Raw genomic sequence first — 24,402 nt, 5'->3', positions numbered from 1 at the left:
TATTGTATCGCGTTCGGAGTTTTTTTGGTATAACCTTCGACGCGCACCCGCATAGCGGGTGGTTGTTTTGTCTCGCACCTAACGGAGCGAGACGGACTAATAGTCACATAATACAGAAGAAAAACGCTTGATCAGCGTTTTTTCTTTTTGTTAATTTCACTATATTGCAAGGGAAATCGTTCGAATGACTACCTTTTTTTGAAATAAGAATATTGATTCGGACAATTAAAAACAAGAGGAGCTTCATTACGAGGCTCCTCTTTTTTATCTTTCGTTGCACTAAATTTTAGCATTTACTTGTTTTAAGTTCAATTCCCTATCTTCAAACAATAATCTGATTTGGATTTGAGTAGGAGCGTTTCCATTATTTAAAACACAAACAAGCCTTGTTTCAATATTTGGTTTAAATTGTCTCCCATCAATTGAATCTTGTAACAGTGGATGTTGTAGGATACGATTGCGTATTTCTTCATGAGGAATTGAACCCCAGCAAATAACTGGCTCAGCTCTTTCGATAATCATTCTAGGAATATATTCAGGTGCAAATTGTTCTGGTGAAATACATAATCCTCCGTTTTCTTTGAAAGAATTTAATAATCGGTTAAAAATAGCACTTGGCTCCCCATTGCATTTGATTCCATAAAATCCAATTAAGTCACCAACTTTTTTAGCAATATCTGACTTATTATTGTCTATAAATCTAGATAATTCTTCATTTTCAGGAAGCCCTTGTCTCCTTTGATAAATACCCTGCCAATTATCTTGATTTCCTTCATAATTTGCACAATTACTTTTTCTTCCTATGTCGTATGGCAGTCCTTCTATAGGATTTTTTGTATGTGCCGCATAATATCTTCCAGCTCTATTTCGCGTATTATTATTTTCCCCCCCGATAAGTTGAATCGAAGAACCACAAGTTGGACACAATGCGTACTTACTGCCATTTTGATAATATAGTGATTCTTTATTTGTTCTCTCTTCAAACTCATCAATATGATAAGTTCCACCATTGATTAATTTAAAATATTTCATCGCTATTACCTCAATAAATAATCCGTCTAATCTTATTATACCATCGATTTTTCATATTGTGAGAACCTGAAATATAAAAACGAAGAATACCATCTCTTCTCAATTTCTATTGTGTCAGTATTATTGAATATAATATTTTTATAAAAAGATTTTCATATTATTTCTAATATATTTTAAATAAAGACTAAGTCTTTTTTTGCTTTTCTCTATTTATTTGTATCTATTGAAATGCTAGAACTAGAAATTTCATCTTGTCTAGTATTTTAGAGAATCCAAAACGCAGTTCAATAATATGCACTATTTTTTCTTGAACAAGCGAATGTAATCCTGTTTGCTATGAATAATATCTGATACAAAGACAGCTTTTCTATCCTCTAAAATATGATAGAAGGCTAGGTAATCGCCTAAAATGATGCATCGAGTTTTGTGGGGTGGGTATATAATAACTCCTACTCTTTCATCAGCATCAAATCCTGCTTCCGGGAAAACTTCAAGACGTTCCAATCCGTAAAGAATATTCTTAACTGTGTTTGCTCCTGCCTGTTCTGAAAAGTAGTTAGCTGAGATATAATCTTTAATACCTCTTAGCTGTTCTTGTACCGTTTCTGAGATAATCAGGCTATATGAGTTCTCGTTAAATTCCAAGGTTAGCCCTCACTTCATCAAGGCTGTAAGTTCTTCCATGTTCTAAATCGTCAAAGCTACGGGCAATTTCAGCACGCAACCCTGACAGAAGTTCTTCTCTTTCTTTATCTACTCGAGTTTCAAATGGCAAAGCTTTATTTTCTACAATGTGTTCTAAAAACAAGTTAAAACTAGCTGTCATATCAAGATTTTGCGCTGTGATAATAGCTTTAGCCTTCTCTAACAAGTCTCTGTTAGTCTTAAAGTTTACCTGTGTATTTTTTTCTAAAACATTCATAGTAGTACCTCCTTTTAGACTATTATATCACTTTAAACTATACAGATCTAGTCGCGTATAGATACTTATAGCTGTATGCTTAAAAGCTATTGTAAAAACAAAAAAAGCACTAAGGGAAAGCGCCCCAAAGTGCTTAATATCAAGGTTCTAAAGCCTATCTGATTCAATAAAATATTACAACATCTTGTTGTAGAATTCAACGACAAGTGCTTCGTTGATTTCTGGGTTAATTTCGTCGCGTTCTGGCAAGCGAGTCAATGAACCTTCCAATTTTTCAGCGTCGAATGATACGAATGCTGGACGTCCAAGAGTAGCTTCTACTGCTTCAAGGATAGCTGGAACTTTCAATGATTTTTCACGAACTGAGATCACTTGACCTGGAGTTACGCGGTATGATGGGATATCAACGCGTTTTCCGTCAACAAGGATGTGACCGTGGTTTACGAATTGACGAGCTTGACGACGAGTAGTCGCAAGACCAAGACGGTAAACAACGTTATCCAAACGACGTTCCAAAAGAAGCATGAAGTTGAAACCTAGGATTCCGCCTTTGATTTTTGTAGCTTGTACGAACAAGTTACGGAATTGTTTTTCACCTACACCGTAAGTGAAACGAAGTTTTTGTTTTTCAGCCAATTGCAAACCGTATTCTGACAATTTAGAACGGTTGTTTGGTCCGTGTTGTCCTGGTACGTAGTTACGACGTGCCAATTCTTTACCTGTACCTGTAAGTGAAAGGCCAAGGCGACGAGCTTGTTTCCAAGATGGTCCTGTATAACGTGACATGTGAATGTCCTCCTGATATAAATAATATTTCGGTGGAAATAGTCACTTAGAAAGCCCTGATTCGTGCAGATGCCCTTCGCCTAAACAGCCAAGGTTACTTATCATAAGACACCTGTTGACGAGCTTCATGCTTTCCTGCTGATATTTCACACAAAATCCATTTTACCATGAATGGCTAGATTTGTAAAGGGGGTTTAAGCTTTATTTTCATTGCCAGAGAGATTGAGAACGAGTGTAAAGGTGCTTCCGAGACCGTACTGACTGCTAACTATGATTTCTCCACCCAATTGATGGGCCAATTCACGCGCAATCGCAAGTCCTAAGCCATGACCACCTGTTTTCATGTTACGCGAAGTTTCTACACGATAAAGGCGTTTGAAAATATTCTCCAAATCCTCTGGAGCAATGCCCTGCCCCTCATCGGTCACACTGATTGAAAGCTGGTTATTTTCCAGCTTAGCCACCACTTCCAGCTTGGTTCCTGGGGCTGAGTATTTAAAAGCGTTATTGACCAGATTCACCAAGATACGAGAAAGCTTGGCATAATCTCCCTCAATTCGGGCAGACTCAGGAATTACCTGCAAATGAACATCTCGCTCCTCCTGCTCAATCAAGAACTGAAATTCGCTCATGCACTCAATCAAGAGCTGGTCCAGAAAAATGCTGTCCTTGCTGGTCGTTTCCACCTGATTTCTAGCTGTGTTTAGAGTCAAAAAATTTAATTCCTCAACCAGTTTATTGAGTCTTTCAGTCTGGCGCCCAATGGTTGCTAGATAATGGTCCTGTTCTCCTTCCTTGATAACCCCATCCAAAATTCCTTCTACCGTCGCTTGGATTGACGTGATAGGGGTCTTGATATCATGCGATAGTTGGGCAATCATCAAGCCCTTTTCTCGTTCGCTTTCTTCCAAGGAATCAAATGTCGCCTGCAAATCATGGGACATTTCATTGAAAGCTTGGCCTAATTGTTGAAATTCTACAGGGCCTTGAACCTCCAGATTTGCAGGGAAATCCTTGTCCGCTACTCTCTTGGCATGTTCCTTGAGTTTGCCCAATGAAGTAAAGACCGGCGATAGGAGAAAGAGACTAATCCCAGCACCGATAAAACTAGCCACTAGAGTCATACCCACTAGGAAATAAATTTCTCTTTCTTCAATTAGCATTCGCTGGATGGCCCAAAAAACCACGATAATCGTTAGGAGTGTTGAAATGACATACCCCACTAAAATATAACTTTTTAATTTCATTAACTACCTCGTGCTTTCTCAATTTTGTAGCCCAAGCCCCAGACGGTTTTGATGGTGGGTGTTTCTGAACTAGCATGTTTAGCCAACTCCTGTCGAAGAGCATGAATATGAACATTCAAGGTATTGGTGTCATCCACATAGTCTTCTTGCCAGACCTTTTCATAGAGGTCTGTCTTAGAGAAAACCCGCTCTGGATTGCTGGCTAAAAGCCATAGAAGTTCGAAGGATTTGACGGTCAAATCAAGCGCCACATCTCCAACTTGGACCTCATGGCTACCATGATTCATCCGTAAATTCCCGAGACTGACGACTTCTGTCTCACCTCCACGATGAAGGCGACGCAAGATATTGTGGACACGCAAAACCAGCTCACGAGGACTAAAGGGCTTGGCAATAAAGTCATCTGCCCCTAAGCTCAAGCCGTAAATCTTGTCCTGCTCACTGGTCTTAGCCGTGATAAAGAGAAAAGGCTGATCCGGAGATTGATACTGAACTTCGCTAATCAAATCATAACCATCCATCCGAGGCATCATGATATCTGTAATAATCAAATCAATTGGTTTTCTCTTGAAGATTTCTAAGGCCTCTACTCCATCATGGGCCACCAAAACCTGATATCCTGCCTGAACCAGATAACGTTGATGAATATCTGTGATTTCTACCTCGTCGTCAACGAGTAAAATTGTCTTTCCCATCTGTCTCTCCTTTGAAAAAAACAGTGCTATACCACAATAGTATAACACTATTTTAATCTCTTTACGAACATTCTAAACGATATCTGGATTTTTCATATCCTAGATAGAAAGTCTGTAGCTAGACTAGTCATTTTCTTCTTTTTTAGCTTTCAAACCGAGTCCACCTAGAAGTCCGGCCAAGGCTAATCCAAAGAATCCAAGAGTAGCCATTGATGTTTGGGCTTCACCAGTATATGGAAGCATGTCTTTTTGGTCTTTCATTTGATCAGCCATCATTGGACTTGATACCTTGTTATTAGATACCATCTTGCCTTCATCAGACATTTTGCTTGAGGCTGCTGGAGCTTGATCTTGTTTCATGCTTGGTGTTGCCATAGGCTGGCTAGCATTCATGGTTTTGTCCTGCTCTTTGTTAGGCATCATCTTATCCTGACTAGCAGCTGGCATTTTAGATTTCATCTCATCTTGATTGGCACTAGGCATTTGAGCGTTCATCTTAGATGCATCTTGATGACTATTCATCATTGGAGCCGGCATAGCTGAACCATTAGAAGATGGGACGAAACCTGACTGCATCGGAATCAGAGACTGATGTCCATGCAAGTTCACTGTCAAATCTTTTGTCGCTACAAGGTTGCTCAAGTCTGCCTTGCCGTCTTTAGCACCGTACACTTTGATGGTAGCTTTATAGCTTTGAGTGCCGTTTTGTTTCAAGAGGTCAAGAAGAGCTTTATCAGATTTTCCTTGAGTGCCGGCCAAGTCTACTTCATAGAAATAGAGACCTTTGCCCAATTTTTCTACTGGTGGAAGAGCTGGATTTTTAGCTGAACCATTGTCTGACCATGGGGCCTTGTCAGAAGCTTTCAAAATCAGACGAGTCAACATACCATCACCAGCGAAGAATTCATATGGGATAACTTGGTTAACACCGGCTGTGAATGGGCCAGGGAAGTTCGCTTTATCCAAGTAAGTGGCTGGGACATCTACTGTATCTTTGGTATGGTCAGCTACGCCTTTTTGCACTTCAGCTGGGGTGGTTAAGCCATTCAAATTGACATCCAAATTTTTAGTCGCTACGAGGTTGCTCAAGTCTGCCTTGCCATCTTTAGCACCGTACACTTTGATGGTAGCTTTATAACTTTGAGTTCCGTTTTGTTTCAAGAGATCAAGCAACTCTTTATCTGATTTACCCTGAGTACCTGCCAAATCTACTTCGTAGAAGTAAAGGCCTTTGCCCAATTTCTCTACTGGTGGGAGAGCTGGATTTTTAGCCGAACCATTGTCTGACCATTGAGCCTTGTCGGATGCTTTCAAGATAAGACGAGTTAACATACCGTCACCGGCGAAGAACTCGTAAGGAATAACTTGGTTAACACCAGCTGTGAATGGGCCTGGGAAATTGGCTTTGTCCAAGTAAGAGGCTGGAACATCCACTGTGTCTTTAGTATTGTCAGCTACGCCTTTTTGGACTTCAGCTGGGGTGGTCAAGCCATTCAAGTTGACATTCAAATCTTTAGTCGCTACGAGATTGCTCAAATCAGCCTTGCCGTCTTTGGCACCGTATACCTTGATAGTAGCTTTATAACTTTGAGTGCCGTTTTGTTTCAAGAGGTCAAGCAAATCTTTGTCTGATTTACCTTGAGTACCTGCCAAGTCTACTTCGTAGAAGTAGAGACCTTTGCCCAATTTTTCTACTGGTGGAAGAGCTGGATTTTTAGCTGAACCATTGTCTGACCATGGAGCCTTGTCGGATGCTTTCAAGATAAGGCGAGTCAACATACCGTCACCGGCGAAGAACTCGTAAGGAATAACTTGGTTGACTCCGGCTGTGAACGGTCCAGGGAAGTTGGCTTTATCCAAGTAAGTAGCTGGGACATCTACTGTGTCTTTAGTATTGTCAGCCACACCTTTTTGGACTTCAGCTGGGGTGGTTGCTGGTTGAGCTTCACTTGCTTCACGGTCTTGTCCAGAAACTGTAGCTGCAGGACTTTCCACAGGTTTAACCGCATCTTCTGTTTGTTTCTTAGATTCTGGTTTTGCTTGCGCTTCTTCTTTTGGTGCTACTACCGGCTCTTTAGCACCTACATCTGCTTTTTCTGGAGAGCTTGCAGTATCCAAGCTTGCTTTAGGTGTTGATTCTGCCTGCTCTGAAGGAAGAGCTGTATCGACTGCTGCTTTGAGAACTTCTACTGGTAAGTCGCTCTTTTCACTCACCGAAGTAGTATCTGGGACAACTTGAGTAGGGGTTGGATTGACCACATCAGCACGTACAGAACTTGGTTGACCAACTAGGACAAAGAAGCCGCTAGCAACAACAACTGAGGCAACACCGACACTAAGACGGCGAATAGACCAACGAGTATATCTTTGATTTGGATTGAATTTCATAGGATTCTCCTTAGAGTTTTTCTTTATTTGATGACTCTAGTATAATCTCCTAAAATTAAAAAGGATTAAGAAAAAGTTAAAATTTTTCTTAAATCCCTCTTATAAAATACTTATATTAATTAAATCCATAAACAGATTTGGTGATTTGATAGACGACATTGGAAAGTTTGCGAGCTGGCAAGACTGAATGTTTGGTCAAACGGCTCAACATGGTCTTACGGATAGCCTGAAAGACCTCTGGATTTTCCTGCTGAATATAGGTCCACAGCTCACGTTTTTTTGCCAGATGCTCCGCTGTTCCAGCTCGGTTGAGCAGGGCACTGGAAATCACCGTCGTAATCTCAATATGATTCAGCAGATATTCTCGCATTTTTGGGTGACTCACTTGGGACAAATCAAGCTGGTCTACCAAGAGTCGATTGACCTTGAGTTGCTGGTCAATACGCTTAATCATCACTTGTTCATTGACCGACTGGTCTTCACGCCCAATCAAATAACGATAGAAATCAACAGGTAGATAGTACATGGTCTTGACCTGCTGAAGGGGAGTAAAGACAAAAAGATTATCGACATAAAAAGTATGCTCAGGCAGTTGGAACTGGCTGGCTCGCAACAAATCTGTCCGGTAAATCAGCGAGTGCATCATGATATACTGGCCTTTTGAGAAATTTCCGACCTGATCCCATCCAAAAATCTGCTGGACAGGTAAAACTGACTCGTAACTCATACTCTTCTTACGAGACTGACCTTCCTTTTCATAGACAAAATTAGTCACAAAGGCATCTACTTCCTGCCCCTGGCTCTCAAGTTCCTGCAAGGTTTCAAGAATTTTCAAGTAGGCACGAGGATCCACCCAGTCATCACTATCAACTACTTTAAAATAACGTCCAGAAGCCTCCGCCAAGCCACGATTGACCGCACCACCATGGCCTTTATTTTCCTGATAAATAGCTCTAACGATGCTAGGGTACTTGCTAGCTAAACGCTCAGCTATTTCCTGAGTCTGGTCCTGAGACCCGTCATTGATAATCAAAATCTCAACTTGCTCACCACCAATCACTAGCGACTCCACACAATAATGAAGATAGGCTGCTGCATTGTAGCTAGGGATGGCGATAGACAATAACTTCATGATCTACTCCTTTAGGGGACTGATTTTTTCTTACTCTCTCTTGTCACTTCTCTCTATTTTACCATAAAGTCCCGTTTTTGAAGGACTTTTACTGGAATACAAGGGGTTCTGGTCTCATTTGGGATACAGGTTTCTCTCTATTTACTATCTTGGACATCAAAAAAAGAGGGAAATCCCCTCCTTACGAATTTAATTCTGCCAAGTCATCTAGATACTGGTTGTTAATGACTGCTAAAATATAGGCATCTGCCTTCAAGAGGTCATTAGGTCCAAATTGGACATCCAAGGGTGAATTTTCTTGTTCACGGAATCCTAGGATATTGAGGTTGTATTTGCCACGTAAATCTAGCTGGCTCAGGCTTTGACCTGTCCAAACACTCGGAATTTTCATCTCTACGATAGACACATTTTTATCCAGCTGAAAGACATCAACATTGTTATGAAAGAGAATGGTCTGCGCTAGAGACTGCCCCATTTCATACTCAGGTGAAATCACCGAGTCAGCACCGATTTTTTCTAGCACCTTCTTAGCTGTCTGGCTTTTGACCTTTGCAATAACCCTTGGTACCCCTAGACTCTTACAATGCATAACTGCAAGCACACTCGACTCCAGATTTTCCCCTGTTGCCACCACAACCGTATCACAGGTATCAATTCCTGCAGTTCTGAGGAGTTCCTCATCTGTAATATCGCCCACAACTCCACGCGCCAAAACTGGCTCAAATTGATTGATGCGCTCGGCGTGGTCGTCAATGGCAATGATATTCATATCTTGCTTGGCTAGGGCTGTCAGGACACTACTCCCGAAAATCCCCAAACCTAAAATTCCAATCGTACGATCTGACATCATTCTTCCTTTCTTATCCAATACTAATATCTGCTTTCATATACTGAATCAAATCTTTCTTATCAGGCTGGTAGTCAGCTAGACTAACCAGCAAGGTCAAGGGACCGATACGGCCAATAAACATGAGCACCATGATAATGCTAAGAGCTAACTTGCCTAATTCTGGTGTCAGATTTGCCGTTACCCCAACTGTCGCAAGAGCTGAAATGGTCTCAAACATGAGGTAAATAAATCGCGGTGTTCCTTCTGCTGTAATTCCCAACAACATCAAGCCCAACAAGAAGGTCATCAAAAAGATAATGAAGACACTAAAGGATTTTTGGACTGTTCGGACCTCAATGGTTCTCTGCGCAACATTAGCATGAGGTAAGCCCAGCAATTCACTACGCGCAAAGACCAACAAGACAAAGAAAGTCGTAATCTTGAGTCCCCCAGCCGTCCCTCCAGGCGCTCCACCCAGAAACATCTGTAGGATATAGATAAACAAGGTCACAGGCCGAGCTTGAGTGTAATCAATAGAAGCAAAGCCAGCTGTTCTCATGCTGACGGTTTGGAAAAAGCTAACCAGCACTTTCTCTGGAACACTGAGATTGCCAATTGTTCCTGGATTGTGCCATTCCGTAAAGAGTGTGGATATTGTCCCAAACAGCAAAATCCCTGCAGTCAAGAAGAGGACTAGTTTGGTGTGGAAACGCAGACGGCGTTTTTTCTTCTTGTCAAACTGGGTTGCCAAGTCAAACCAGACCATAAAGCCAAGACCACCCGTGATAATCAAGCCAGCAATGACCAGATTGATCAAGGGATCCGTCTGAAAAGCCACTAAACTGCTACTGCCGAAATTATCAAAACCAGCATTACAAAAGGCTGAAATGGCTAAAAAGATAGAGGTAAAAATGCCTCGTCCCCAGCCGAACTCAGGAATAAAACGGAAACTTAGTAGAAAGGCACCCAAGCCCTCCACTAGAAAAGTCGTCAAAAAGATAGATCGCATAAAGGCCTTCAGCGACCGAGTCTCCCCGTAACTAAAGCTTTCCTGAATAGTTTCACGACTGCGAAGACTGAGCTTTTGCTTCCCCTGAATATAAAAGACCCCGATAAAAGTCATGAGCCCCAGACCACCAATCTGTATCAAGAGCATACAAATCAACTGCCCCCAGACATTATAGGTAGTAGCTACCGGTTGCGTAGAAAGGCCGGTTACACAGACCATAGACACCGTCGTAAAAAGATGGTCAAAATAAGTGGCCTGCGAACCACTCGCTTGGACAAAAGGCAAACTCAAAAGGAGAGAGCCTATAAAAATAACTCCAGCGAAACTTAAAAAGATGCGACGAGCTGGCGAAAGTCCGCCCAAGGCTCTCTCAATTTTTTTCACAAATAATTTGAATAACATACATCCATTGTACCATAAAAAGTAGGAGAGTAGCTATATCTGAAAGGCTATCTCAAGGCAGAGTTCCAAGGCCTTCTCGAAAGCTTCTGAACCCCAGTCACGACTATCGTACTGGTCCAAGTCTGCTAAGGAATCAGCTGTAAACAACAACTCTCCCCAGAGAACCCCACGCAGTTGGGCTACTGCTGCAAGCGCAGAACACTCCATCTCCACAACAGCACAGCCTTCTTCCTTGCGATAAGCCACCTTTTCAGCCGTTTCTCGGTAAAAACCGTCTGTCGTCCAGGTCATGACTTCTTCATAGGGAATCCCTTTGGCTTCCAACACTCGCTCAATAGCAGCAGTAGCCTCTGGCTGCATTTCCATATAACGAGAAGGTGCCACATAGTGATAGCTAGCACCTTCGTCTCGTAAAGCCCGAACAGGGACTAGAAAGGCATTTTCTTCTATATCAGCCAGTACACCACAGGTTCCAGTGGAAATAATCTGCTCCACACCATATCCAATCAACCAATCCATAAACTGGGCTGCTGGAGCTGAACCAACAGGAGCCTGAGCCAGACAGACCTCCTTGCCCTTGTAGCTCATGACGTAGACTGGATAGGTCTTGGTGGCAGAAAGGAATTCGCCGACACAGTCCGCCCCTACTTCCCTCGCATAACGGTCAATCTCCTCTTCTAAAAAAGCATAGACACACTTCTTTGGCAAGTGCAAGTCTAGCCCCTCGTGATTGGGCATGATAACCGCACGAGGATTATCATCAAACTCTAAAATAGGAATCGCATGTTTCTGAATCATGACCCACCTCCTCTAATTTTGTACTATTGTATCAAAAGCTGACTGAGTGTCAAGGAGGAGGCTGATAAATTGAGGAGAAAAAAGCATCCCAGTTACGAGATGCTTTTAAATTAATCAATGAAGCAAACTTTCTAAGAGATAGAGTAGGTAAATGTAGTCTGAGTAAAAGATGATGAAACCTACAAAAAAGAAACAACCTCCGCTGTTCCTTTTTACTTCTATTTCACAGATATCTCCTTAATCACACGCGCAGGATTACCAGCTAGGACAACGTTGTCGCCAAAGGACTTAGTGATTACAGCCCCTGCTCCAGCAACAACATTATTACCCAATGTCACTCCAGGAAGGACAATGACACCACCTCCAGCCCAGAAATTGTCTCCGATAGTAATAGGCTTGCCGTATTCCACACCTGAATTACGTTCCTGCGGGTCCAATGGATGGAGGGGAGTCAAGAACTGACAGTTGGGACCAATCATCGCATTGTCCCCGATGCGAATCGGACAAACATCCAGCATGGTCAAGTTCCAATTAGAATAAAAATTTTCCCCTAGATGAATATTGACCCCATAATCGACCACCAGGCGTGGATTGACAAAGATATTTTGTCCAGTCGAGCCGAACCAGATCTTGATGATTTCGACTCCCTTCAAAGGATCTTCTTCCTTGTTAAAGGCAGACTGTTTTTGGCGAGAAGCCTGAGCCAAGGCTCGCAATTCTGGATCCGATGGACGGTAAACCTCTCCCGCTATCATTTTCTGGTATTCACTGGTCATTGTTTTCTTCTCCTTGTTCCCTACTATCATATCAAAATTTCTACGTATCTGACTAGAATAAGGAGCACTTTCTACAATTGATACTCTTCGAAAATCAAATTCAAACCGCGTCAACGTCGCCTTGCCGTACTCAAGTACAGCCTGCGGCTAGTTTCCTAGTTTACTCTTTGATTTTCATTGAGTATTAGATGCTGGTCTTTATCACATCCTATCTAGCTAAGCGAATACGGGTCACGATTCCGTCTGGGGCTGTGATTTCCAACTGGCTTGATGTCAGCCATTTGATTGGTGCCTCAACTTCTTGTGCTCGCTGGGCAATCGTTAATAATTCTTCTTTATGTGCGACTTCGATGACATAGTAGGCCAACCCTGGCAAGCCTTGCTTACGCGGAGCCAGACCTTTTCCTCCCCATTCGTTGACTGCCAAATGATGATGATAGTCCCCAGCTGCAATCCAACTAGCGCTAGGCACACTGAATTTATCCTCTAACCCTAACACCTTTTGATAAAACTGGCTGGACTTTCGACTATCCTTGACAGACAAATGGATATGCCCCATTCTCGTACCCTCTGCTAAAGTAAAGGGCTCTACTCTTTCCCCCAACTCATAGATATCCTGCGCCGCAAGAGCCTCCGTCACTCCGATAATGCGTCCGTCTTCTCGAATATCCCATGTGGAAACCGGCTTATCTCGATAGAGTTCAATGCCATTTCCCTCCAAATCCTCCAAGTAAAGAGCCTCACTGTACCCATGGTCTGCACCGCCGACAAGAGGAATCTGTAAATCTGTCAGGTGTTTTAAGACATCTGCCAAAGCCTTGCGTGTCGGCAAAAGAATAGCCAGATGGTAAAGACCATAATGTTCCCTTACTTCACCGCTCTCTTGTGTTTGAATCAAGTGTACCAAGGCTTTTCCTCCAAGTCCCAGAACGACCTCTGTCTCAGTTTGAGATAAGACTTCTAAACCAAGCACTTGCTGATAAAAGGCTGTTTGACTTGCCAAGTTCTTTACATTTAAAACTGCCTCTGCCAAATAAATGTGGCTCTTGTATTCATAGGTCATAAATATTTCTCCTCATAGTTGTAACTGTAATTATTTCAACTATTATATAACCTCCATCAAGAAAGTCAAGCCAGACAACTTATAGATTATGATTCTGTAATCTTGTCTATATGGGATTAGAACGAGAAAATCTACAGAGAATTGACAATCAAACCATTGAAAATTTTTACCAACTCTAAGATGACTCTCATCTCAACCCAAAAAGAAAAGGAGCGGATATGATATCCTACTCCTTATTCTTGTCAGAAAATCTAATTAGAATTAGTCTTCTTTTTTCTTACGAGCAACAAGTCCAAATCCACTCAAGACTCCAAGAAGTCCAAGTGCTGCTAGGCTAGCATTATCTGCTGTACCAGTGTTTGGAAGTTCAGCTTGTCCTTTAGCTTCTGATGGAGCTGCTGGAGCTTGTGGTGCTTCACCATTTACTGGTGCCGATGGCATCGCTGGAGTTGCTGGACCCGCTGGGTTAGCCGGATTAGCTGGGTTAGCTGGCTGACTTGGGTCTGCAGGAACTACTGGAGTTTCTGGTTGACTTGGGTCTGTCGGTCTCACCGGATTTGTTGAAGGTCTTGCTGGAGAACCTGGTTGAGATGGAGTGAGTGATCCTCCATGTGTAGAATCTTCTTTTTGAGGTCTTCCATTTGTAGTACGTTTAAATACGTGGATGACATTACCAGTTCCTTCAACATTTATGGTTTCTACTAAAGCATATCCTGGAATTGATCCAGCTGGGTTATCACCTTCAGCTAGCGGTTTCACTGGCTTACCATTTACATCTACCCATACCGTTACAGGTTTCTTAGTTGATGGTTTGAAGATATGAGTTACTTTACCTGTTTCTTTGTTTGTAACTGTTCCTACTAGTTCATAGTTAGGAGTAGATCCTGCTGGGTATGTTCCTGGTGTTACAGGTTTGATTGGGTTTCCTTTTTCGTCTACCCATTCAGTTGTCTTACCTTCTTCGATTGATTTCTTAACAGCTTCTGCTTCTTTCTTAGCTTCTTCCTTGGCTTTTTCTTTTTGCTCTGGAGTCAAGTTTGGATTTTCATCAATCTTCTTCACTTTATCTTCTAGAGCTTTATCAATCGATTCTTTCGCTTTTGCTTTATCTTCTGGAGAAGGTGTAGTTGGCTGATCCTTATCATTTTCTGACGGAGTTGATGGTTTGTCTGGAGTTGGAGTATCTTTCTCAACTTCTTTCTTACCATTCTCTTTAGCTTTTTCTACTTCTTCTTTAGAAGGTGCTTTGTCGATGGCTTTCTTAGCTTCTTCAGCATCTTTCTTAGCTTCTTCTTTAGCTTTTTCTTTTTGCTCTGGAGTCAAGTTTGGATTTTCATCAATCTTCTTCACTTTTTCTTCTAGAGCTTTATCAATCGCTTCTTTCGCTTTTGGTTTGTCTTCTGGAGTAACAGGAGTTTTCTCTACTTCTTCTTTACCTTTTGTAGTAGATTTTTCTACATCTTCAGGAGTTTTCGCTTCTTCCAATGCCTTCTTAGCTTGTTCAGCTGTTTTCTTAGCTTCTTCAATCGCTTTTTCTTTCTCTTCGTTTGTTAACTCAGGATTTTCTTTGATCTTACTTTCTTTTTCAGACAAAGCTTTATCGATTGCTTTAGAAGCTTCTTCTTTGGCATCTTTATAAACGTAAGTTACTTCTGTAGTTCCTTCGGTTACTTTACCAGATTCTTCACCCTTAGTTGAAGTTGGTACAAGTACGTAGACTTTACCATCTTTAGTAGTGATAGTTGCTGGTTTGTTGTCACTTGTGTCATAAGCTGAGCTTACTGATCCGTCAGTCGTATCTTTAACGTCTTCAGCGATTGTGTTACCCGCTTCATCAGTGTAGTGAACGACTACGTTTCCTTTAACCTCTTTGTAAACATAAGTCACTTCTGTCGTCTTACCTGCTTCAACATCACCAGTTTCGTTACCTTTAGTTGATGCTGGGACTAATTCGTATACTTTACCTTCTGGAGTTGTGATACGAGTTGGTTTCATGTCCTTATCAGAAGTATCGTATTTAGCTCCTGGTTGACCGTCTTTAGTATCAACAGCATCTGCTTGAAGAGTGTTTCCAGCTTCGTCTACGTAATGAACAAGAACGTTTCCTGCTTTTTCGTATACATAAGTGATTTCTGTAGTACCTTCTACAACAGCTCCGTTTTCTGGCTTAGAACCGTCTTTCAATTCTTTAGCTGTTAAGTAGTAAACAGTACCATCTTTTTCAAGTTTAGCTGGTTTGTTATCAGTTGTATCATATTTCTCACTTAGTGATCCATTTTCTACATCTTTCGTATCTTCAGCAAGTGTGTTTCCTTCTGTATCAACATAGTGAACGACTACATTACCAGTGATTTCTTTGTAGACGTAAGTTACTTCTGTAGTTTCTCCAGCTTTAACTTTACCAGTTTCATCACCTTTAGTTGATTGAGGGATTAATTCGTATACTTTTCCTTCTGGAGTAGTGATACGGTTTGGTTTCATTCCGTTATCAGCAGTGTTGTAGTCAGCGTTTGGTTTGCCGTCTTTTGTATCAACAGCATCCACTTGAATAGTGTTACCTTTTTCGTCAGTGTAATGAACAACTACTTGTCCTGCTTTTTCGTAAACGTAAGTTACTTCAGTCTTACCTTCTACTACGTCTCCGTTTTCTGGTTTAGAATCGTCTTTGACAGCTTTTTCTGTTAAGTAGTAAACAGTTCCGTCTTTTTCGATTTTCTCTGGTTTGTTGTCAGTTGTATCGTATTTAGCGTTTAGAGAAGCACCTTTCGTATCTTCTTTATCTTCCGCAATGACATTACCTTCTGTGTCAACGTAGTGAACGACTACATCACCAGTTACTTCTTTATAAACGTAGGTTACTTCTGTAGTTCCTTCAGTAACCTTACCAGTTTCAGCACCTTTAGTTGATGCTGGTACCAATTCGTATACTTTGCCTTCTGGAGTAGTAATACGGTCTGGTTTCATGCCGTTATCAGAAGTGTCATATGGTGTGCTAATTGATCCATCTGTTGTATCTTTAGCATCTTCAGCAATTTTATTTCCTGCCTCATCTGTATAGTGAACAACAACATTACCTTTAACTTCTTTATAAACGTATGTTACTTCTTTCGTTTGACCTGATTCTACAGTACCTGTTTCAGCACCTTTAGTTGATGCTGGTACTAGTTCGTATACTTTGCCTTCTGCAGTTGTGATACGGTTTGGTTTCAATCCGTTATCTGCAGTGTTGTATTCAGAACCTGGTTTACCATTGTCAGTGTCTTTAGCACCTGAAGCTACATCTTTACCATCTGCAGTTCCTACTAATGGAGTTCCGTCTTCTGTTTGGTAATTAACGATGACTGATCCAGCTTTTTCATAAACGTAAGTGACATCAGTTTTACCTTCTACTACATTTCCTGTTTCTGGTTTAGAATCATCTTTAAGACCAGCTTTTGTAATGTAGTATACAGTTCCATCTTCTGCAGTGATTTTTTCTGGTTTGTTGTCAGCAGTGTCATATTTTTCGCTTAGAGATGCACCTTTAAGGTCATCTTTGTCAGCTGCGATTGTGTTACCTTCTGTGTCAACATAGTGAACGACTACGTCACCAGTTACTTCTTTATAAACGTATGTTACTTCTTTCGTTTCTCCAGCTACTACTGTACCTGTTTCATCACCTTTAGTCGCTGTTGGTACAAGCTCGTATACTTTTCCTTCTGCAGTTGTGATACGGTTTGGTTTCATTCCATTGTCAGAAGTGTCATATGCTGATCCTGGACGTCCGTCTACAGTGTCTTTTGCACCTGAAGCTACGTTAGCACCTGCTGCATCAACACCTACTATTGGAGTTCCATCTTCTGTTTGGTAGTTAACTACTACTTGTCCTGCTTTTTCGTAAACATAAGTTACTTCAGTAGTACCTTCTACTACGTCTCCAGTTTCTTTAGAACCGTCTTTAAGAGCTTTAGCTGTTAGGTAATATTTAACACCATCTTTAGTGATTTCGTCTTTTTTGTGGTCAGTTGTATCGTATTTAACGTTTAGAGAAGCATCTGTTTCGTCTTTTTCGTCTTCAGCGATTACGTTACCTTCAGTATCTTCATACTTAACGACTACGTTACCTTTTACTTCTTTATAAACGTAGGTTACTTCTTTCGTTTCACCTGCAACAACTTTACCAGTTTCTTCACCTTTAGTCGCTGTTGGTACTAGTTCGTATACTTTTCCTTCTGCAGTTGTGATACGGTTTGGTTTCATTCCGTTGTCTGCAGTGTTGTAGTCAGTTCCTGCTTTAGCGTCTGTAGTGTCTTTTGCACCTGAAGCTACATTTGCACCGTCTGCGTCAACACCTACTAATGGAGTTCCGTCTTCTGTTTGATAATTAACGATGACTGATCCAGCTTTTTCATAAACGTAAGTTACTGTAGTTGTTCCTTCAACGACATCACCAGTAGCTGGTTTAGAATCATCTTTAAGTTCTTTAGCTGTTAAGTAATATTTAACACCATCTTTAGTGATAGATTCTTTTTTGTGATCAGCTGTATTGTATTTAACGTTTAGAGAAGCATCTGTTTCATCTTGTTCGTCAGCAGCAAGAGTGTTACCTTCAGTATCTTCATACTTAACAACTACATTACCTTTAACTTCTTTATAAACGTATGTTGCTTCTTTAGTTGTTCCTGATTCTACTTCACCTTCTGGTTCACCTTCAGTTGATTCTGGAACTAGTTGGTAAACTTTTCCTTCTGCAGTTTTAATACGTTCTGGTTTCATTCCGTTATCTGCAGTGTTATAGGCTGTACCTGGTTTACCGTTATCAACAGCTTTCGTACCTGAAGCTACAGTTTTGCTTTCGTCTCCAACTACTGTACCTGTAAGAGCTGTTCCATCTTCTGTTTTGTAGTTAACAATAACTGATCCAGCTTTTTCGTAGATGTAAGTTACTTTTGTAACACCTTCTACTACTGTACCTGTTTCAGCTGGTGATGTAGTTTCTTGATCGTTTACAGCAGTTTTAGTGTTTGCTTCGTTTAGGTAGTAAACATTTCCAGCTGCATCTGTAAGTTTTTGAGGTTTTTCATTTTCATCGTCTGTAGTGTTGTAGGCTACGTTTTTAGAAGCTGGAGTACTACTTACAACTACATCTTGTCCATCAGCATCGACATAGTATTTCTCAGTTACTACTTCAGCTACTGTTTCAGGAGTATCAGTGTAAGGAGCTTTTAATTCTACTCCGTCTTCTGTTTGGTAGTTAACGACTACAGAACCTTTTTTCTCGACTTCACGAGTTTTTTCTTCTGCATAAGTATAAGTGATTGTAGTAGTACCACTTGCTAAACGATATGCACGAAGTGGAGTGATTTCATCACGGTAAGAGTAAGTTTCAGCTGTTAATGTAAAATTATCAAATCTAGCATCAAAATCTTCCGTAGCTTCATCAGTCGCTACATTCTCTGGATAAATTGCATCAGAACTGTAACTAAGTTCTAAATTATTAGTATCTCTGTGCGTCTCAAGTGTAGGTCGCCCTTTTTCATCTAAAGAATCATCACTATCAATAACTTTAGCATCATCTTCTGCTGAGTGTCCGATAGCCATAAAACGTTTTAATGTATTTAAATTATCTTCTAAACCTTTTTTAGTTAGATACGCTACATATCCTTTGACAAATTCTTTATTTTTTTCCCCAACTAGACTATCTGGATTATTTTTACTTTTTTGTACCATAGCATAAATATCATCCATAGTATAGTCTGGACCTAATCCATCAACTCTATTAGCAGTCAACCTTACACCTGCAGTTAAACTAGTATCAATATTTTTAACAGTAGTGTAGGTATTTTTCTCAAGAACGAAAACATAGTCTCCTTCTTTGATTCCACCGTCAGCTGTTACATTAGCTGAAGTGAAGTTCTTCGCCGCTGCTTCACCCGACTTGAAAGCTTCAATCATTTTATCATCAGAAGTGATTGCACCTGAATCAGCTTGTACATATTTACCATATGTTCCTTTTCCTGTTTGTTCAACGATCCAAGCTTTTCCACCAGGTTTTACAGTATCATAAGTGATTTTACCTTCTGCATTGCTTAATCCTTCTGGAGTCAATTTCGCAGTGACATCACCTAGAGTTGTGTCAGAGTATACTCCAGCACCGTCTCCAGTCGTTTCAACCTTAGGTTCTCCGATTAGGTGGTAAGTTTTTCCATCTTTTTCAATAGTTGCTTTCTTACCATTTTCTTTAGCATCGTTTAGGTCGCTATCTTCTGCTTCGCCACCTGTAGTTCCTTTGAAAACTTCTCCTGATTTACCGTATACATCGTATGTTGTATCGATATTTTTATTAGCACCAAAATCTTGGTTTTTGTTTTCTTCTAAAACAGTATTCCCTTCAGCAGTTACATATTTGTAGTCTACTTTTCCTGTTTTTTGGATTGTATTTGTTCCTGTATCACTTGGATCAGTTTCACGTGGTTTACTTGCTGATAATTCTGACTCTGGTTTATTTACAGCATCTGAACTATTAATATCATATACCGCTAAATTAGCAGTTTCTACAACGGTTGAACCTTTTTTATTAGTAATCGTCGATGTTCCATCACCATTATCTTTTACGGCAGCTTCAACAGTCTGGGTTTGTCCTGCCATTGCAAGGGCTGCACCGACAATCAGAGCGACTGTACCGATTTTGACTGAATCTGAACGACCGTCTTTAAACTTACGAATGGAAAATTTTTCTTTTTTATTTATAAACATCCTTAGTATCCTTTACTAATATTTTTTGTATAGTTTTTAAAATTTATCATATTATTATATTGAATAACAATTAATAAACTCTAAAACCCAACACTTGTATTTTAACACTTCTATAACGCTTATACAAGAAATTTAAGCACTTTTTGATTATTCAAACTATAGTTTTTCACTATATGTATATATAAAAAATCCATACAGAGGTATGGATTTGCATATTTAAAAATATACATTTATGCTACCAGCCAAGTGAAACCGTTTCAAACTGACAACCCAATCGTCGCAATTCTTTTTGACGGTCCTCATAGTAGGGGAGGGAAATGCCTGTGATGGTCACATGGGGCAGGTCTTGTAAGTGGAGACTGACCGACGAGGTGAAGTGATAAACATGAACGAACTCATATTCTTGCAAGAGTTGGGCAAGGACATCTTCAAAGATCAGCTCCGTCTCCAAGTAGGTCACATCAGGGATAGTGAAGGTTTCCTTGGGATGGGGTAGATAGAGGTCAATGGCCAAGGCCTTGGCATAGGTGCTGATAAAGCGGATGGAGATTTGGTCGTCCTCTTCGGAGAACTTTTGCCCCAGCAGGACCTTGACCGTCTTACCATTTGAAACGGGTGCTTGAGGTAGGTCAAAAAAATGCTCCAGATAGACCAGCTTTTCTCTAGCTACGACATGGTAGTCACTGCGATAGAGGGTATAGTGCTTTTCCGTCCGCTCAATCAAATCATCTCTGGTCAAGCCCAAAGAGCCCACCTGACTGGGTTGGAGAGGCCAAGCATACATTCCCAAAGGATAAATATCTGCATAGCCATCATCGAAACTCATGAGGTGCTGGTAGGTCGAACTAGCAACTAGGTCCAGAATCAAGCTATTGTCAAAACTAGCATAAAAGATGGTGTCATAGTCTCCGGCTATATCCTGACAGATCTGAGCCAAGTCCTCTGTCGTTTGAGGATAATGAACATGGTCAAAATCCTTGGCATAATGCTCCTGACGGGCATTTTTGACAGGACTGACATAAAGGCTGACAAAGTCCTGATTAGGATAGAGTCTCTTGATATGCTGGGCAATCTTGGCCTGCAAGGGCGTTGTGGCAATGATGAGGTGTTTCATCTCTTTGATTCTCCTAGGTGGTGATGTTGCAGCAAGGTCTCAACGACTTCAAAGTCCAAGGCATCGTCGATATCATAAGAATAGAGTTTGGGCATTTCATAGGCTACTGTCTTATCCGTGTAAAAGGTCTCATCTCGTAGGTAAAGGTCCTTGCGAGAAATCCAGATACTACCATTGGGATAGTAATAGACAGGCTCTTTTTGCCGAGCATAGTGCTTGGAAACCTGAGGCGGACGGATAAATGACGACTCCTCCAACTGCAAAAAAAGACTACGACTCTTGTCCGCCTTGACACAAGAAATCAGATGGTCGGCGCCAGACTGACAGTAGAGTTGGTAGGACTCGATGAGGTGCTCCACCTCTCTCAGGGGTGAGGTCACCTGCAGATTCACAAAGACCTGCTCTTCCTCAAAGGGCTGTAAAAAGTCTCGTAAGGTTTCTAAGCTAGAGGTTGTTGAGAGGGCCAATTCTTTTGGTCTGTGGACACAAAGAATCTCTGGATAGGCTTGACGACAGAGTTCTAGATAGGCTAGTGAATCTGAGGAAACCCAGATGTCGCTAAATAACTTGGAGGCTAGAGCGACTTCGATGGTATAGAAAACCAAGGGTTTGCCTGCAAGAGGTTTGATATTTTTATCCACTAATCCGCGTGAACCCGAACGGATTAAAATGACGGCTATGGGTTTAGATTTTGCTTTCATATAGTCTTCCTAGAATTGAGATAAAAAGAGCAGATAGGGTGGTGATGATGCTATTTAACCAAGGAGTGGGATTGGCAAAAAGGCCACTGTAATGATAGAGAACCAAGGCTCCTAGACTAAAGATCAGATAGATTTTGGCTAGTGGTAAACTCGGTTTTTTAAGGAGTAAGACCAAGAGATACAAACCACCTATCACACCTAGTGTCAGGCCCATAAAGCCGTTAATCCACTCGTAGATGGAGTAGATTTCTGCATTCATGAGTAAGAGGCAGAGGAGCCAGGACAGGCCTGCTAAGGCAAAGGATAGGAGGCTTGGCGACCAGCGAATCTTTGACCAGGCGAAATCCAACTTCAAGCAGGTCACGATTGCATTCATACTGGATGAGACCGTAGATTGGCCTGCTGCCAAGAGAGCCAGCATGATAAAACCACCAAACCAAGGTGCCAGACCCTCCCGAGCGTAAGCAATGAGGACAGGATTGGTCGATGTGGTAGCGAAATTTTCCTGACGAATTAAGCAGCCAATCAGATAGAGTAGACTAGCAATCCCAAAGGACAAGAGTCCCTGTAGCCATAAGATTTTTCCAATCTTCTGACGCCCCATTTTGCTATTAAAACGTTGGACGATATCCTGCGAGGAAACGTAGGAAAACAAACTACTAAAACCTGCTCCTGCAACTAAGATAAAGACCGTCTTCCCATCCAGCATCTCTGCAAAGTGAGATAGCTGTTGACTGCTATTCATGACTAAACCAGATTGGGCAATTCTTGGTAGAAAGAGGGCTAGTATAGCTAGCAGGACCAAGCCCTGAAAGAAGTCCGTCCACAGCACAACCAAGAGACCACCACTTGCCAGATAATAGACCGTCAAGAGAAGGAGTAAAGCTGACAAGACCAGCGGATTGATAGGGATAAAGGGCTCTAAGGCCTGAGACAACAAGTAGGTCACCACTGCTATTCGCCCCAACTGGTAGAGGATGAAAAGCCCTGAAGCCAGTGAACGAATGCCTGCCGATTGAAACTTGTCCTCTAAAAGATGATAGGCTGTCTCATAGTTTCCCTTTTGATAGAGGGGCAAAAAGTAGCGATGAGCCAGCGAAATGGCTAGAAAGATGCCACACTGGGCAAACCAGAGATAGGACCTGCCTGTATAGGCATTCCCGACCAGAGTCAGAAAGGAAATGGGGCTAAGCAAGGTCGCAAAGACTGAGAAGGCCAAAACTGTCACCGGAACAGCTTTCTTAACCTGATAATAGTCCTCTTTGCTCCCTTTTTTCCGATAGGCAATCCAGGAAATCAAGCCGAAATAAAGCAATAGGGTGACTAGAATTCCCAACATCCTAGAAGTTCCTATCTAGTAGTTCTCTATATATTTGAGCTACTTTTTCCAGAGAATAGCGAGAGGCTAAGGCTAGATTTTTTTCATTCGATAGATAAAAATCAGGCTCTTCCATCTCTTCTATCGTTTGAATTAACTCTGATTTGGTTTTAAACAAGTTGATGGCATTGGACTGGCCAGCATAGAAACGATGGGCAATCTCCACATTTGATAATAAGACCAGCAAACCTTGATTGAGGGCTTCGACGCAGGCGTTGGCAAATAATTCTGTGTAACTTGCCGACAGATAACATTGGTGGAGATGATAAGGCACTTCGTCAACGATACCTTTAAAGTGAATGGTTGGTGGCAGGTCGTAGCGATTGCGTAGCTCTTCTAGACGTTCCTCTGTGCCACCATAAAAGGTAATCTGGGCCTTGGAGCCACGTTTGTAGAGTTCGATAAAGGCTTCAATGGCAAGTTCAACGTTTTTGCCTTCTCCCATATGGCCCACTAGACAATAGTCCAAAACAGGTCCGATTTTTCTTAGCCGACCTAATTTTTCTGTAAACATTGGTGGTAAAAACTTAGTATCATACCCTTGTTTCGCTAACGTATCAGTTAACACTTCACTGGCAACCAAGTATTTGTTTGTCTGGCGCAGATTGGCGAGGCGTAAGTCTCGCATGATATTTTCATGGACGACTTCATAGTAATTTTTGTCCGTGTTTTCCATGTAACGCCAGAGGCTGGGTTTGGGAACGATTTGTTGGTCACGGATGAAGAGGTCGGTCTGTTTTGCCCATTTAGCTAAGAACTTGACCAGCAAGTCCTCTTCAGAACGGATTTCTCCTCCTATGCGATAGATGTATTCTGGGTAAAAGATAGTGACAGGAGAGGGTTCTTTAAAGGGATCGATAAAGCGTCCTTCCAGAGCCAATTCTCCATTTTCATGATACCAACGCAGTTCCTTTTCCTTGAAATCTTCAAACAAGAAGGGACCCTTGGTATAGTAATATCTCCCCGAGCCATCTCCTAGGGTAACAGAGGCCACAAAACCGTCTTCATTGAGTTCCACCTGATCTCCGTCTGCTAGCGTTAGACTTTCTGGTTTCACTGATAAGTCTGCATGGCCTATATCTGAAAAACTATGAGGAACACAGAGCAGTTCCTCTTCTAAAAATCCTAACTTGATCAAGTCTTTCTTCCAATCAGGACGAAGCTGAGGACTCGACACAAGATGGACATATTCCAAACCCAGATGTCGTGCTATACGGGCTCGATAGACTTGGGTACTCTCAAAGCCATAGCGATGGATTTCCTTGGCTGGATGGATAGTGACAATTCTCGACATGCTATACACTCTTTCTCTATTATTTACTTCTTACAGACGAAAAACCACCCTCACAAAAAGGCGAGGGTGGTTCATCCGTTACAATGCTTGGGGATTTCCTA

18 protein-coding genes are annotated in these 24,402 nt (G+C 41.5%); all 18 read right to left on the bottom strand.

All coding sequences use genetic code 11. The features are described from left to right. Nucleotides 1-279: 279 nt before the first annotated feature. On the bottom strand, nucleotides 280-1,032 hold the full coding sequence (locus ACERDH_RS08495) for a hypothetical protein (protein WP_023944035.1): 753 nt from the start codon (nucleotides 1,030-1,032) through the stop codon (nucleotides 280-282). 297 nt (nucleotides 1,033-1,329) lie between these two features. Beyond that, on the bottom strand, nucleotides 1,330-1,677 hold the full coding sequence (locus tag ACERDH_RS08490; RefSeq protein WP_000395515.1) for a type II toxin-antitoxin system RelE/ParE family toxin: 348 nt from the start codon (nucleotides 1,675-1,677) through the stop codon (nucleotides 1,330-1,332). After that, nucleotides 1,667-1,954 (bottom strand): type II toxin-antitoxin system RelB/ParD family antitoxin, encoded by a 288-nt coding sequence (relB, locus tag ACERDH_RS08485; protein ID WP_386686219.1) that lies wholly within the window; start codon nucleotides 1,952-1,954, stop codon nucleotides 1,667-1,669. The genes ACERDH_RS08490 and relB overlap by 11 nt, the downstream gene beginning before the upstream one ends. 174 nt (nucleotides 1,955-2,128) lie before the next feature. Further along, nucleotides 2,129-2,740 (bottom strand): 30S ribosomal protein S4, encoded by a 612-nt coding sequence (rpsD, locus tag ACERDH_RS08480; RefSeq protein WP_000092756.1) that lies wholly within the window; start codon nucleotides 2,738-2,740, stop codon nucleotides 2,129-2,131. Between the two features lie 194 nt (nucleotides 2,741-2,934). Further along, complete coding sequence (locus tag ACERDH_RS08475; RefSeq protein ID WP_386686187.1) at nucleotides 2,935-3,987, bottom strand: sensor histidine kinase; 1,053 nt, start codon at nucleotides 3,985-3,987, stop codon at nucleotides 2,935-2,937. Next, nucleotides 3,987-4,682, bottom strand: coding sequence for a response regulator transcription factor (locus ACERDH_RS08470; protein ID WP_000520654.1), 696 nt, complete (start codon nucleotides 4,680-4,682; stop codon nucleotides 3,987-3,989). Before ACERDH_RS08470 ends, ACERDH_RS08475 begins: the two co-directional genes overlap by 1 nt. A 123-nt stretch (nucleotides 4,683-4,805) precedes the next feature. Then, entirely contained in the window at nucleotides 4,806-7,070 is a 2,265-nt protein-coding gene (locus tag ACERDH_RS08465) for an SSURE domain-containing protein (protein ID WP_386686183.1), read from the bottom strand. 115 nt (nucleotides 7,071-7,185) lie between these two features. Continuing rightward, nucleotides 7,186-8,202, bottom strand: a complete 1,017-nt coding sequence (locus tag ACERDH_RS08460) for a glycosyltransferase family 2 protein (protein WP_261043972.1) — start codon at nucleotides 8,200-8,202, stop codon at nucleotides 7,186-7,188. Between the two features lie 181 nt (nucleotides 8,203-8,383). After that, complete coding sequence (locus ACERDH_RS08455) at nucleotides 8,384-9,049, bottom strand: potassium channel family protein (RefSeq protein WP_386686179.1); 666 nt, start codon at nucleotides 9,047-9,049, stop codon at nucleotides 8,384-8,386. Between the two features lie 13 nt (nucleotides 9,050-9,062). Next, nucleotides 9,063-10,442, bottom strand: coding sequence for a TrkH family potassium uptake protein (locus tag ACERDH_RS08450; RefSeq protein WP_020903374.1), 1,380 nt, complete (start codon nucleotides 10,440-10,442; stop codon nucleotides 9,063-9,065). A gap of 33 nt (nucleotides 10,443-10,475) precedes the next feature. Continuing rightward, nucleotides 10,476-11,240 carry a nucleoside phosphorylase gene (locus ACERDH_RS08445; RefSeq protein ID WP_049546645.1) on the bottom strand — a complete coding sequence of 255 codons (765 nt, stop codon included), beginning with the start codon at nucleotides 11,238-11,240 and terminating at the stop codon, nucleotides 10,476-10,478. 218 nt (nucleotides 11,241-11,458) lie between these two features. Next, nucleotides 11,459-12,016: a sugar O-acetyltransferase gene (locus tag ACERDH_RS08440; protein ID WP_000200262.1), complete on the bottom strand. Its 558-nt coding sequence runs from the start codon at nucleotides 12,014-12,016 to the stop codon at nucleotides 11,459-11,461. Between the two features lie 208 nt (nucleotides 12,017-12,224). Then, nucleotides 12,225-13,079, bottom strand: a complete 855-nt coding sequence (locus ACERDH_RS08435) for a VOC family protein (protein ID WP_049502310.1) — start codon at nucleotides 13,077-13,079, stop codon at nucleotides 12,225-12,227. A 261-nt stretch (nucleotides 13,080-13,340) separates the two neighbouring features. After that, on the bottom strand, nucleotides 13,341-19,814 hold the full coding sequence (locus tag ACERDH_RS08430) for a MucBP domain-containing protein (RefSeq protein ID WP_386686173.1): 6,474 nt from the start codon (nucleotides 19,812-19,814) through the stop codon (nucleotides 13,341-13,343). Nucleotides 19,815-20,049: 235 nt separating this feature from the next. Beyond that, nucleotides 20,050-20,928, bottom strand: coding sequence for a glycosyltransferase family 52 (locus ACERDH_RS08425; protein WP_386686170.1), 879 nt, complete (start codon nucleotides 20,926-20,928; stop codon nucleotides 20,050-20,052). Further along, on the bottom strand, nucleotides 20,925-21,629 hold the full coding sequence (locus ACERDH_RS08420; RefSeq protein ID WP_386686167.1) for an acylneuraminate cytidylyltransferase family protein: 705 nt from the start codon (nucleotides 21,627-21,629) through the stop codon (nucleotides 20,925-20,927). The genes ACERDH_RS08425 and ACERDH_RS08420 overlap by 4 nt, the downstream gene beginning before the upstream one ends. Next, complete coding sequence (locus tag ACERDH_RS08415) at nucleotides 21,613-22,968, bottom strand: sodium:solute symporter family transporter (RefSeq protein ID WP_386686164.1); 1,356 nt, start codon at nucleotides 22,966-22,968, stop codon at nucleotides 21,613-21,615. The genes ACERDH_RS08420 and ACERDH_RS08415 overlap by 17 nt, the downstream gene beginning before the upstream one ends. 1 nt (nucleotide 22,969) lies before the next feature. Then, complete coding sequence (locus ACERDH_RS08410; RefSeq protein ID WP_386686161.1) at nucleotides 22,970-24,301, bottom strand: glycosyltransferase; 1,332 nt, start codon at nucleotides 24,299-24,301, stop codon at nucleotides 22,970-22,972. Nucleotides 24,302-24,402: the final 101 nt, after the last annotated feature.

This window comes from Streptococcus bovismuti (assembly GCF_042436615.2).
In the GTDB taxonomy this organism is placed as follows: domain Bacteria; phylum Bacillota; class Bacilli; order Lactobacillales; family Streptococcaceae; genus Streptococcus.
Note: the sequence above shows the minus strand (reverse complement) of the source record. Positions and strands in the feature narration are given on the sequence as shown.